This window comes from Gordonia sp. 'Campus' (assembly GCF_022206305.1).
GTDB lineage: Bacteria > Actinomycetota > Actinomycetes > Mycobacteriales > Mycobacteriaceae > Gordonia.
Genome location: NZ_JAKOIW010000007.1, coordinates 133,398 through 146,144, shown reverse-complemented (window position 1 = coordinate 146,144; position 12,747 = coordinate 133,398). Strand labels below are relative to the sequence as shown.

Here is a 12,747-nt window from a genome sequence, read left to right as displayed (position 1 = left end):
TTGTCGCCACTGTGGACACCCCGGCGTTGAGGTTCCTGCCAGATTGGAGCCGTAGACTGCCTAGCGCACACGTCCACATCACGGCCCGGGGAGGTCTTCTCGTTGGTGCACGCGGCATCCGGACCAGCACCCATCGCGCCTGACGACACATCGTCATCCGTCGGCGCCGACGAGGCATCGTCGTCCACCGCCGCCGACGGGGCATCGGCAACCGGCGCAGCCGACGGCACCCCGAGCGCCGGGCCGTCGAAACCCGCACGGTCGACGGGACCGGCCAAGCCGCGCGGCCGCGCGCACACCGCGGACTTCGTCCGCGTGGTCCTCTTCACGTTCGTGGTCGTGGCGCACAGCGTCAACGCCATCAACGGCGGGGCCGACGAGATCCGGGGCGCGAACCTCGTGGGCGTCCTGTGTCACCTGACCCGCTACGGATTCGTCGCGGTGACCCTGTATGTACTCGTGCTCAGCATGCAGGGGCGGGAGATGTCGCCGTGGCAGTTCTGGCGCCGGCGCTTCGGCCTCGTGGTCGGCCCGTACCTCGCATGGACCCTGATCTACACCATCACCGACCACCTCATCATCGCCGACAACCCGTTCCCGCCGGCCGGCGAGATGCTCCCCCATCTCGCGCATGACCTGCTCGTCGGCGAGGGCAAGTACCAGCTGTACTTCCTGCTGATCTCGATGCAGATCTATCTGTTCTTCCCGCTCATCTCGTGGATCTTCGAGCGCGGGCGCAACCGGCCCTGGCTGTTGCTGTCGGGCGGTCTGGCACTCCAGCTCGCGGTGTTCGTCACCTACCAGTACCTGCCGCGACCGTCTGGTCAGGCGTGGGACATCGCCTACCAGCACCTGTGGAAGACGCTGCCGATGTACGCATTGTTCATCACGGTCGGCGTCCTGGCGGCGCAGCACCGGGAGAGCGTGGACCGCTGGCTCCGGGACCACATGGCCACCGTCGTCCTGATCGCGGCGGGGTGCGCGGCGTTCACCGTCGCGGGTTATCTGCTGGCGACCTCACCCGGCAACGTGCCGTGGCAGGCCAACACCGCCTGGAACCCGATGTCGCTCCCCTGGTTCATCGGCGGTCTCGCACTGCTGTGGCTGATCGGGCTGGTGTGGGACGACCGTCGCGCGGCAGGCCGTCCGGCCGGCGGGAAGCTGGTCTCGCAGGCCACTCTGCGCGCGTTCGGGGTCTTCGCCGTGCATCCCTTGATCCTGGACATCCTCGGTCGCCTCGGCTTCCTCGGCGGCCTCTTCGACTGGTTCCCGCACTCGGCGGTCATCCGGTCGCTGATCCTGATCACCGTGGTGCTCGTCGCATCGCTCGCACTGGTGGACATCCTGCTCCGCCTACCGTTCAGCAAATGGCTGACCGCCCGGCCCCGGATCCCCCTGCGGCTCTGGCGGCGAGGGGGACAGCGGGACCGGGCGGCCGAAGTCGAGGAGTCGGCGGGGGCTGAGAAAGTGACCGCCGACCAGGTGGGTCACCCGTAGCGGTGGGCTACTTGTAACGCGGGTTGTTGAACACCGGGATCTCGATGTTGATCGGCATCCGCAGCTCGGACATGTAGAACAGCACGAACTGGCGGAGGAATTCGTCGAACAACCAGTACGCCTCGCGCGGCATACCGACGTTCAGCAGCCCTTCACGGACCTGTACGTACGGACCCCACGCGGTCTCGAGCAGCGGTGTCCACACCGGCTCGCGCGGGATGCGCAGCCAATCGGCGACCTGGTCACCCAGCATGAAGCGCGTCAACGCTCCCAGGACGCCGCGGGAGAGCAGGGTGAGGTCGAGGTTCATGCCCAGGTCGAGCAGCATGTCCGCGAGCTTGATCCCCTCCGGCGTCGGCGCGAGGATCGGGTCGAGGACCTGCTTGGCCTGTGAATCCGCGGCGGCCCACGAGGCGGGGATGTACTCGTCCTTCACCCCGAGCATGTAGGCGCTGACCTGCCACGAGTGCAGGAAGCCCGCGGACTCGTCGGCCGCGATCGGGACGTTCCACTTGTCGAAGTTGCGCATGACCGTCGTCGGCAGGCTGTGCCAGGTGACCATGATGTCGGCGTGGCTGATCGGCTTCGTCTCGGTCGCGTTGTGCACCCAGTGCGGGGACTGCGGTAGAAGGTGGCGGACGCCGGCATGGGCCATTCGGGTCTTGACACAGGTCACGACCATCTCGCCACCGGGCTGGTAGGCATTCAGCGAGCCGATGTCGTAGCCGAGCTTGGCGGTCTTGGTGATGCGATCCTTGAGGTCCCAGCCACCCTTGGAGTAGTACACCGCGCGTGCCTCGCGCGGGATGACGGTGCTCATCATGCCGCTGGCGAAGCCGTAGAGAACACCGAGGTAAGTGCCGCGCTTCTGGTTGAATTTGACCGCGGACGCCAGTTTGTCCTGGTCGGTCCACGACGGCAGTTGCCGTGCGTACTCCATGAAGTCACGGAGTTCGGAGGGCAGGCCGGCGGGCAGTGGTTGGGCGTTCCGATGCCACGTACGCAGCAACTTGTTGACCTTGGGTGCCTGCCCGCTGTCGATCACCTTGGCGATCACCGGATCGGCCTCGTCGTCGAACTGCTGGCGCGGGTCCCCACCGCGGCCCCGCCCGGGCACCGAGTTGGCCGGCGACCACGTCCACGGTGTCGACTGCGCCACCGCCGCGACCGCACCGGCCGCACCGACGGCACCACCGGCGCGCAAGAGTTTCCGTCTGTTCAGATCTTCCATGACCCCGTCCCATCACTTCCATGTATCAATGTGACAAACAACGTATCCTTGTATCATCAATACCACTTGGTGGTCCACGACACACGGGAACCGACAACTTTGCGATCATGGAAGCTCGCGACGTCATCATGTGATGGGAAGGGGGTGACCAGGTGACCACGCAACCGACCGGCGCGTCGCTGTCGAGTTCACTTCTCGCGCGTGCGTTCCTCGAGTCCTCGACCCCGTCCGAGGAGGCCACCGACCCCACTGCCGAACGGCTTCTCGACGCGGCGTTCGAGTTGTTCTGCCGCCTCGGTGTGCAGCGCACCCCGATGGAGAAGGTCGCCAAGAGCGCCGGGGTCACGCGCGTGACGCTCTATCGCAAGTTCGCCACCAAGGACGCGCTCGTCGACCAGGTGGTCCTGCGCGAGTTCCGGCGGTACTTCGACCGCTTCCGCGCGGAGATCCCCCGGGCCGACAGTGTCGCCGACCGCGTCGTCTTCGGCTTCGTCGGCTCCCTGCGAGCCATCTCGAGCAACCCCCTGATCGGCGAGATCAACGATGCCGAGCCCAGCATGCTCATCGAGTCGATGATCGGCGGCGACGGCATGCTCCTGGCGATGGTCCAGCATTTCGTGGCGGCGCAGTTGCGCCGAGAACAGTTGGCGGGCAACATCTCCGACCTCCTCGACGTCGAGCTGGTCGCCGAGATGATGGTGCGCGTCTCGGCGTCGTTCCTCACCGTGCCCAGCCGGGTCGTCGACATCACCGATGACGCCCAGCTCGCCCGGGTGGCGCGCCAATTCCTGGTGCCCATGCTGAATCCGCCGCGCTGACGGCGCCGACCTGCAAAGATCACCAGCGTCCCGCCACGCCCCAGGGAGGCAGCGATGCGCTCATGGTCGGTGATCGCGATTCTCGCGGTGTCGCAATTCGTCATGGTGCTCGACAGCACCGTCATGAACGTGTCGATCTCGGTCGTGGCCGCCGACCTGGGCACATCCATCACCGGCATGCAGGCAGCCATCACCTTCTACGCCCTGACGATGGCGGCGTTCATGCTGACCGGCGGCAAGCTCGGCGACCTCATGGGCCGCGCCCGGGCATTCAAGATCGGTGCCGTCATCTACGGAATCGGTTCGCTCACCACCTCACTGAGCCCCAACCTGACCGTGCTGCTCATCGGCTGGTCGCTGGTGGAGGGCCTCGGAGCGGTCCTCGTCATCCCGGCCATCGCTTCTCTTGCCGCGATCAACTACACCGGCAAGGCACGGGTCACCGCGTTCTCCATCCTGGGCGCGGTGACCGGGCTCGCCGCGGCGGTGGGCCCGCTACTGGGTGGCGTGATGACCACCTACCTCTCCTGGCGCTACGTCTTCGTCGCCGAGACGGTGGTGATGATCGCGGTCCTGTTCGCCGCGAAGCTGATCCGAGATGTGCCGCGGGACAGGAGCGTCCGCATCGACCTGCTGAGCGTCGCGGCATCCGCCGGCGGCTTGTCGCTGATCGTCTACGGTGTGCTGCAGTCAAAGACCTGGGGGTGGCTCGCACCGCAGCACCCGCCGGAGATCGACGGCAACGAGATCGCACCGCTCGGCGTCTCGCCGGTCGCCTATCTGCTCCTCGCCGGCGTGATCGTGCTGTGGTTGTTCGTCCTGCGTCAGCGGACCCTCGCAGCATCCGGACGGAAACCCCTGTTGCGCGTGCAGTTGTTCCGGATCCCCGCGCTGCGAAGCGGACTCGGCGGTTTCCTCGCCCAGTACTTCGCCATCGCCGCACTGTTCTTCGTCGTTCCGGTGTACCTGCAGACGATGCTCGGTCGCGACGCACTGCAGACCGGCGTGAAGATCCTCCCGCTGTCGGTGGGTCTCGTGCTGTTCTCCGTACTCGGATCCTGGCTGACGGCACGACGATCCGCGCGTTTCATCGCCCGCGGCGGACAGATCACCATGGCGGTGGGCACACTTCTCGTCATCGCCTCGGTCGGCACCGACCTCCGCAGCGCGGCCTTCGCCGCGGGTATGTTCGTGATCGGTTCGGGCTTCGGTCTTCTCGCCTCCCAGTTGGGCAACGTCAACATGTCGGCGGTCGAGGAGAAGGACACCTCCGAGGTCGGCGGACTCCAGGGCACCTTCCAGAACCTCGGTTCGTCGTTCGGCACCGCCGTCGCCGGATCGGTGTTCATCCTGTTGCTGTCTTCGGGATTCGTGTCCGCGGTCGGCGACACCGAGAGCCTGACACCCGCAGAGCGACAACAGGTCACGGCGTCGGTGGACGACGCCGGAGTACCCATCGTCTCCGGCGAGCAGGCACGCACCCTCGTCCTCGACGCCGGCGGGACACCGGATGCCGCGCAAGCCGTGTCCCAGGCCTACTCCGACGCGCAGATCACGGCGCTCCAGCAGGCGCTGTTCGTCGTGTTCGCCCTACTCGTGCTGGCGCTGCTCTTCTCCCGACACCTGCCCAACCGAATACCCGATCCCGCCCCGGGCCCCGACGACCAGAGGTCGGCAGCCTGAGCCCCGCAGGCGGGGACGATCGCTAACCGAGCTTCTTCTTGATGGTCGCTTCCGTATGACGTACCCCCTGCGCGGCGAACGGCCCCACGACCTTGCCGAGGAGCTTGCCCGCCATCCCGCCGGGCAGGTTGTAGGCGATCTCGACGTCGAGCTCGGTGCCCGACCCACCATCGGCGTCGGCGAAGCGCCACGTCGTGTTCGCGTCGAAACCCTCGACGGCCTTCAGTTCGATGAGTTCGTTCTCGACGTACCCGGTGCACTCGACCACCGACTTCAGCGTCTTCGGCCCGACATCCATCGACACCGCGAACTTCGCCCCGAGCCCGCTCGTCTGCTCCGTCGTCGGCTCGAAACGTTTGATCCCCAGCATGTACTCGGGCACGTTCTGATACCCGTCGATGTAATCGAACACCCGCTCGCGCGGACTGTCGATCTTCGCCTGATGCCGTACCACTCCCACGCTGATCCCCGTTCGTCGTGCTCCGCCGACCGTGTGCGGGCCGGCCCGTCCCGTCGAGCCTATGTGGTCAGGCGTCCCGGTCGAGTCCACAACACGGACAACACGGGTGTGCGACGCTGAATCGATGAGCCGCCGCGAGATCAGCCGCGTCCTGCGCGCACTGGCAGTCGCCACCGTCGCCGCGTCGATGGTGGCCTCGTGCACCGATGACAACGGAGAGCCCGACGAGCCGACTGCCGCGCCGGTCACCTGCGCGGAGCTCCCCAACGGCAAGATGATCGCCGCCCGGGACGATGAGTCCGGGTCTCCCACCGACATCGCCACGCGGCCCGAGGTCGCATCCGGCTACCGAACCGGCATGCGGCCCGTCACGACCCAGACCTTCGCCGCCGCGACCGCCAACCCCCTGGCCACCGGTGCCGCATGCGAGGTCCTGCGCGACGGTGGCACCGCCGCCGATGCGCTCGTCACCGCGCAGACGGTTCTCGGGCTCGTCGAACCGCAGTCGTCCGGCATCGGCGGTGGGGCATTCGTGCTCTACTACGACGCGGCGTCGAAGGCGGTACGCGCCTTCGACGGGCGTGAGACCGCGCCTGCCGCCGCGACCGAGACCTACCTGAGCCGGATCAGTCCCGACAACCCGGCGCCGCCGGTGCCGAGCGCGCGCGCCTCCGGACGGTCGATCGGTGTACCGGGCCTAATGCGCATGCTCGAACTCGTGCACGGCCGATACGGCAGGCAGACGTGGCGCGACCTGTTCACCCCGGCGGTCTCGCTGGCCGACAACGGGTTCGAGATCAGCCCGCGACTGGCGTCGGCGATCGCGGAGTCGGCCGACGAGCTCGCCGCCGACAAGGAGGCACGCGACTACTTCCTGAACGGCGACGGCAACCCGAAAACCGAGGGAGTCGAGCTGGTGAACCCGGCATACGCGAAGACGCTCGGCGTGCTGGCCACCGACGGCCCACAGGCGATGTACGAGGGCCCGCTCGCCCAGGCCATCGTCGCCGAGGCCGGCAGTACGGCAGGCGGCATGACACCCAGCCTCATGACGGTCGGGGATCTCCGCGATTACCGTGCCGTGGAACGCGATCCGGTTGTCACGACCTACCGCGGGCGACGGATCGTCGCGATGCCGGGCCCTTCGTCCGGCGGGATCACCGTCGCCTCCGCGCTCGGAATCCTGGAGAACTTCGACCTCCCGGCGATGCCACCCGGAGACCTCGACACCGACGGCGGTCGTCCGGATCCCGCTGCCGTGCATCTGATCACCGAGGCCGAGCGGCTGGCGTACGCCGATCGCGACAAGTACGTGGCAGACCCGGACTTCGTGCCGCTGCCCGGCCGGGGTGTCGCGACGATCCTGGACCCGGGCTACCTGCGGGCGCGGGCACAGCTGATCCGCCCCGACGCGTCTCTCGGCGAGGCGGAGGCCGGCGATCTGGGCCCGGTTCCGCTGGGTTCCCACCCCGGCACCGAACACGGCACGAGTCACATCACCGTCGCCGACCGCTACGGCAACGTCGCGTCGATGACCACGACGATCGAATCCGCGTTCGGCAGCTATCACATGGTCGATGGTTTCCTGCTCAACAACCAGCTCACCGATTTCTCGGCCGAACCACGCGACGACGACGGAATGCTCCTGGCCAACCGGGTGTCGCCGGGTAAGCGACCGCGATCGTCGATGGCGCCGACCCTCGTCCTTTCGCCCGGCACCGCAGGCGCCCCCGCGGAAGTGCTCGCTGCCCTCGGCTCACCGGGCGGATCGGTGATCATCCAGTTCGTCGTCAAGACGATCGTCGGGATGCTCGACTGGGGTCTCGATCCGCAACAGGCGGTCTCGATGATCGACTTCGGTTCGGCGAACAGCCCGACGACCAATGTCGGCGGCGAGCACCCTCTGGTCGACACCTCCGACGACGGAGCGCACGACCCACTCGTCCGTGGACTCCGGGAGCGCGGCGCCGAGGTGTCGGTCGAGGAACAGTCGAGCGGACTCAGCGCCCTGGTGCGCAAGGACGGCGGCTGGATCGGCGGTGCGGACCCGCGGCGTGAGGGTGCGGTGATGGGCGACAACGCGATCTACTAGTTTTCCTCAGCGTCACACCTGCGCAATCGGACGCATACACCCAGGTCATAGCGTCAGATCGCTCGCATCTGCGACACCGGCGTAACGACGTCGTCGTGCCGGCCCTGCGCGATCGGGGCCGATTCATCCAGGAGTGACCATGAGTGGCAGCATGTCCCGCCGGCAGGCGATCGAGGCCGTGACGACCTACGACGTCTCGGCGCCCGGATTCTCCGAACCGTTGGCAGACACGTTCGGACGCAACGTGTTCGGACTGTCCGTGATGAAGAAGCGGCTCCCGAAGCATGTCTTCAAGGCGGTTGCCGCCACGGTGGACACCGGATGCGCCCTCGATCCGACGCTCGCCGACTATGTCGCGGTCGCCATGAAGGACTGGGCGATCGAGCGGGGCGCCACCCACTACGCCCATGTCTTCTACCCGCTGACCGGTTTCACCGCGGAGAAGCACGATTCGTTCCTCGAACCCGATTCCACCGGAGCCTCGCTCGCCGAGTTCGCAGGCAAGACCCTGATGCAAGGTGAGCCCGACGCGTCGAGTTTCCCCAACGGCGGACTCCGCGGCACCTTCGAGGCGCGCGGTTACACCGGCTGGGATGTCACCAGTCCCGCCTATCTGCTGGAGAACCCGAACGGGAACACCCTGTGCATCCCCACGATCTTCATCTCGTGGACCGGTGAAGCGCTCGACAAGAAGACCCCGCTGCTGCGCAGCCAGCAGGCGATGAGCAAGCAGGCCATGCGGTTGCTCAGGATCTTCGGCCACGACGACGTCGACACCGTCGTCTCCTACGCCGGCGCCGAGCAGGAGTACTTCCTGATCGACGAGCACTTCTTCTATGCCCGACCCGATCTGATGACGTCCAATCGCACCCTCTTCGGCGCGCCGCCGTCGAAAGGCCAGGAGTTCGACGACCACTATTTCGGGGCGATCCCCGAGCGGGTGCTGTCGTTCATGATCGAACTCGACCGCGAACTGTTCAAACAGGGGATCCCGGCCAAGACCCGTCACAACGAGGTCGCACCCGGTCAGTTCGAGATCGCACCCGTCTTCGAGCGTTCGGTTCTCGCCCACGACCACCAGCAGCTGATGATGACGACGATGAAGGCCGTCGCCGAGAAGTACGGCATGAAGTGCCTACTGCACGAGAAGCCGTTCTCCGGCGTCAACGGATCGGGCAAGCACGTCAACTTCTCGCTGGGCAACGCGAATCAGGGAAACCTGTTGAACCCGGGCGACACCCCGCACGAGAACATGCAGTTCCTCACCTTCTGCGGAGCCATCATCCGGTCGGTCCACCTGTACGGCGGACTCCTGCGTGCGGCGGTCGCCTCGGCATCCAACGACCATCGCCTCGGGGCGAACGAGGCTCCGCCGGCGATCATCTCGATCTTCCTCGGCGAACAGTTGATGGACGTCTTCGACCAGATCGCCAAGGGCGGTGCCACCGGGTCCAAGACAGCCGGGGTCATCGAACTGGGCGTCGACACGCTGCCGCCGCTGAAGGCCGACCCGGGTGACCGCAACCGGACGAGCCCGTTCGCGTTCACCGGCAACCGCTTCGAGTACCGGGCGCCCGGATCGAACCAGTCGATCTCCGATCCGATGGTCGCCATCAACACCATTCTCGCCGAGTCCATCGATCACATCTCGACGGCTCTCGAGAAGCTGCTCGGTGAGGGTCTGGAACTGGGGGACGCGGTCCAGAAGACGTTGCAGGAGATCATCAACACCCACGGAGCGGTCATCTTCAACGGCAACGGTTACTCCGACGAATGGCAGGAGGAGGCCGCCGCGCGCGGTCTGAAGAACCTGCGCACGACCGTCGACGCGGTCACCGAGTACACCTCACCGGAGGTCGTGGAGATCTTCGAGAAGTACGGCGTCTTGTCTGCGCGCGAACTCCAGGCCCGCGAGGACGTCATCTTCGAGCAGTACGGCCTCACGATCCTCGTCGAGGCGAAGGAGACGGCGGAGATCGCCAAGACGATGATCATGCCCGCCGCGATCCGCTATCAGGGCGAGCTCGCCGGTACCGCCGCCTCGTTGAAGATGGCCGGGATCGATGCCCCCACACCGGTTCTGCCGGAGTTGACCGAGCTGATCGGCACGCTGCACGACACAGTCGTCGCCCTCGATGTGGCCATCGCCGGGATGCACGGCGAGTCGGCGCACGAGGAGTCGAAGTACGCCCTGGAGAACCTGATCCCGGCGATGGCCGCCGTCCGCGGTGTCGCGGACACGCTCGAGGCCATCGTCGCCGACGACCTGTGGCCACTGCCCACCTACAACGAGATGCTCACCATCCTCTGATCCGATCGCACCACTGACCCACACCCACCGACACCGCGTCCGAGGCTCTTCCGGTCACCCCAGGGGCCACCGGGTGCCCGTGAGAGTCTCGGCCTCGGTCCACAGGCGAGCGGCGAGGTCGTAATCGCACGCCGTCCGAGCCCGTCCCGACAGCACCGGCCGGCCGCGCAGTCCCCACGGCCCGTCGACTCCCACATAGCTGCCGGGCGGGATCGGTTCGGTCAGGCAGTGCAGCGTTGGTGCTGCGCCGGCGTCGAGGTCGTTGCCGACCACTCCCGCCAGCCCCTGGGCCACCCGGTGCAGGGCTCCGAGGCCGGGTTTGTTCGAGATGTTCGACGCGGCCCAACCCGGGTCGGTCAGCATCGAGACCACCGGTGACCCCGCGGCGCGCAACCTCCGGTCGAGTTCCAGGCCCCACACCATCACCGCGAGCTTGGAAGCGGTGTAGGCCCGCGGTGACGACCAGCGTGTGCGCCGGTAGTCGAGATCGGTGGGGTCGATACGCGCGCGCCGATGCCCCTCGGAACCGACCGACACGATCTGCCTTGTGACGCGCGGCAGGAGGAGATTGGTCAAGGCAAACGGGCCGAGGAAGTTCGTGCCCATGCCGAGTTCGAAACCGTCCGGCGTCTTTCTGCGTAGGTGGGGAAACATCCCGGCGTTGTTGACGAGCACATCGACCGGGCCGTCGAGTTCGTCGACGAACGCCCGCACCGAGGTGAGGTCGGCGAGATCGAGCCGGAGCACCTCGCAATCACCGCCGAATTCCCGTGCGCGACGTCCGCCGAGGTCGGTGTCGCGGACGGCCAGCACCACCCGCACACCTGCGCCGGCCAGCGCGCGGGCGGTGGCCATCCCGATTCCGTTGGTGGCACCGGTGACAACGACTCGAGAGCCCGCCAGTTCGGAGAGCGACGTCGACGACGAGGGCATGGACGCCACGGTACCCACCGTCCGCCGGGGCGGTGTCGCACCTCAGTCGGTCGGATGTCCCGGCACCCGGCGGACGCGCAGGGACAGCGCCACCACCAACCGCGTCGCCGGATCGTCGAGGTCCATACCCGTCAGCGCCTGTAGGCGACGGATGCGGTAGCGCAACGTGTTCGGATGGATGTGCAGGCTGCCGGCGGCGGCCCGCACATCACCGAAATGATCGAGGTAGGCACGGAGGGAGGCGGTGAAACCGCTGCCACCGGCGGCGTCGATGGCGGCGAGCTCGGTCACGCGGGAGTCGACGAGATCCGGATTCTCCGAAAGCAATCCGACGATCTCACCGAGCAGTACGCCGGTGCGTGAACGCGCAACGGTGGTGACGTCGTCGATCAGCTCCGACTCCCGCATGGCCGCGTCGAGGACGCGGTCCACCTGTGTCCGCAGATCCGGCACGGCCGCCATGTTTTCCGGACCGGCGACGACCGCGCGGATCTGCAGCCCGAACTGTCTGCGGCCGGCGTCGACGGCGAGTCGTGCCCATGCGACCGCGGCCTCGGTGATGACGTCGGGGAGGACGGCGTAGGCACGGTCACCTATACCTGTGGTCACCGACAGCGGGCTGAAAGCGCTGGCATGCAATGTCAGGGCCGACACATGTGTCGCATGCTCGCCACCGGGTGCCGTGAATCCGACGACGGTGACCGCGGACGACGGGTCGACACCCAGGTCGGTGGCCAGTCGACCGGCGTCGACGATGTCACCGCGGGCACCCAGAAGAGTGCGGACGAGGTCGTCGTGTTCGGTGCCGAGGGAGCGCCGGCGGGTGATCACCCGCGCGGCGACGGCGGCGGCACCGATGAGGACCTCGTCGGTGTCGTCCGCGAGGCGGCCGGCCCCCTTCTGCAGCCAGACCACGCCGAGGAATTCGCCGGATCCCGGCGCACGGATCGCCACCGCCCGGCGCGGGCGGAGCCGCAGATCTGCGCGTTCGTCGACGGTGACCACCGCCGACGAGGTGCGCAAGGCGTCCAGAATCCCCCACTGCCGCAGCCAGGCGAGCATCTCGGGTGGGCCTTCCCGACCCAGGATCGACAGTCTCCGGAGTTCATCGGCCTCATCGCCCGCGGTGCTGTAGGCCAGGACGTGGGAGTGCTCGTCCTCGATGCTGACGAGCCCGCCGGTGCGCCGGGCCACCTGTCCCGCCAGCTCGAACAGGTCACCGGTGTTCCCCGAGCGCATCGACTCGCCGTCGGGTCCCGAACCCACGCGGGCGATGTCGAGTACCCGCATCACGAGGTTGTAGATCCGCTCCCAACGTGCGTGTGGGTCGATGGCGATGACCGCGACCCCGAGTCGGTCTGCGACATCGGCGAGCCCGGGCGTGGGCGCCTTGCTCATGATCGCCACCGGGCGGTGCGTGCCGAGGCCGGTCAGCAGTTCCCCGGCGGCCGCGTCGGGCAGGCCGACGAGCAGGAACAGGTCGGCCGCCCGTGCGGCACGCCCGAGGCCGTAGCGGAGGTCGTCGACGTCGAGCATCGCCACCGTCGCGACCTGCTCGTCGAGTCCGTGCGGGGCGCTGACCAGGGTTGCCAGCGTCCGGTCCAGGGCGAGGATCAACCTCCCCAGAGCCACGCCCACCGGTTTGTCCATATCGCCAAGAGTACGGCCGCACTGCTTGCCGATCGGACATATCGCTCGGGTGATGTCCGAGGTGAACTGAGT

At 67.3% G+C, this 12,747-nt stretch carries 9 protein-coding genes; 5 read left to right on the top strand and 4 right to left on the bottom strand.

The window, feature by feature from the left end:
- Nucleotides 1-105 precede the first annotated feature (105 nt).
- The gene (locus tag MAY35_RS10245; RefSeq protein WP_238421195.1) at nt 106-1,497 is read left to right on the top strand and encodes an acyltransferase; all 1,392 of its coding nucleotides are present in this window, start codon (nt 106-108) and stop codon (nt 1,495-1,497) included.
- Between the two features lie 7 nt (nt 1,498-1,504).
- On the opposite strand, the gene MAY35_RS10240 is transcribed toward MAY35_RS10245, so the two are convergent.
- Entirely contained in the window at nt 1,505-2,728 is a 1,224-nt protein-coding gene (locus MAY35_RS10240) for an oxygenase MpaB family protein (protein ID WP_238421194.1), read from the bottom strand.
- Between the two features lie 152 nt (nt 2,729-2,880).
- Here MAY35_RS10240 and MAY35_RS10235 point away from each other — a divergent pair, with 152 nt between their 5' ends.
- Nucleotides 2,881-3,546, top strand: a complete 666-nt coding sequence (locus MAY35_RS10235) for a TetR/AcrR family transcriptional regulator (RefSeq protein ID WP_238421193.1) — start codon at nt 2,881-2,883, stop codon at nt 3,544-3,546.
- A gap of 54 nt (nt 3,547-3,600) precedes the next feature.
- Entirely contained in the window at nt 3,601-5,229 is a 1,629-nt protein-coding gene (locus MAY35_RS10230) for an MFS transporter (RefSeq protein ID WP_238421192.1), read from the top strand.
- A 22-nt stretch (nt 5,230-5,251) separates the two neighbouring features.
- Here the strand turns inward: MAY35_RS10230 and MAY35_RS10225 are convergent, their stop codons facing one another.
- Entirely contained in the window at nt 5,252-5,689 is a 438-nt protein-coding gene (locus MAY35_RS10225) for an SRPBCC family protein (RefSeq protein ID WP_238421191.1), read from the bottom strand.
- A 187-nt stretch (nt 5,690-5,876) separates the two neighbouring features.
- Here MAY35_RS10225 and ggt point away from each other — a divergent pair, with 187 nt between their 5' ends.
- Together ggt and MAY35_RS10215 are read left to right on the top strand one after the other, a co-directional pair.
- The gene (ggt, locus tag MAY35_RS10220) at nt 5,877-7,781 is read left to right on the top strand and encodes a gamma-glutamyltransferase (protein ID WP_374237941.1); all 1,905 of its coding nucleotides are present in this window, start codon (nt 5,877-5,879) and stop codon (nt 7,779-7,781) included.
- A 139-nt stretch (nt 7,782-7,920) separates the two neighbouring features.
- Nucleotides 7,921-10,092 (top strand): glutamine synthetase III, encoded by a 2,172-nt coding sequence (locus MAY35_RS10215; protein ID WP_238421189.1) that lies wholly within the window; start codon nt 7,921-7,923, stop codon nt 10,090-10,092.
- Nucleotides 10,093-10,146: 54 nt separating this feature from the next.
- Here MAY35_RS10215 and MAY35_RS10210 read toward each other — a convergent pair whose 3' ends face one another.
- Together MAY35_RS10210 and MAY35_RS10205 are read right to left on the bottom strand one after the other, a co-directional pair.
- Nucleotides 10,147-11,025 (bottom strand): SDR family NAD(P)-dependent oxidoreductase, encoded by an 879-nt coding sequence (locus MAY35_RS10210; protein ID WP_238421188.1) that lies wholly within the window; start codon nt 11,023-11,025, stop codon nt 10,147-10,149.
- A 42-nt stretch (nt 11,026-11,067) separates the two neighbouring features.
- Nucleotides 11,068-12,675: a CdaR family transcriptional regulator gene (locus MAY35_RS10205; protein ID WP_238421187.1), complete on the bottom strand. Its 1,608-nt coding sequence runs from the start codon at nt 12,673-12,675 to the stop codon at nt 11,068-11,070.
- Nucleotides 12,676-12,747 lie beyond the last annotated feature (72 nt).

Coding starts and splice junctions, on each gene's coding strand:
- MAY35_RS10210 (WP_238421188.1), bottom strand. CDS start 11,025: ATGCCCTCGTCGTCGACGTCGCTCTCCGAACTGGCGGGCTCTCGAGTC.
- ggt (WP_374237941.1), top strand. CDS start 5,877: ATGGTGGCCTCGTGCACCGATGACAACGGAGAGCCCGACGAGCCGACT.
- MAY35_RS10230 (WP_238421192.1), top strand. CDS start 3,601: ATGCGCTCATGGTCGGTGATCGCGATTCTCGCGGTGTCGCAATTCGTC.
- MAY35_RS10205 (WP_238421187.1), bottom strand. CDS start 12,675: ATGGACAAACCGGTGGGCGTGGCTCTGGGGAGGTTGATCCTCGCCCTG.
- MAY35_RS10215 (WP_238421189.1), top strand. CDS start 7,921: ATGAGTGGCAGCATGTCCCGCCGGCAGGCGATCGAGGCCGTGACGACC.
- MAY35_RS10240 (WP_238421194.1), bottom strand. CDS start 2,728: ATGGAAGATCTGAACAGACGGAAACTCTTGCGCGCCGGTGGTGCCGTC.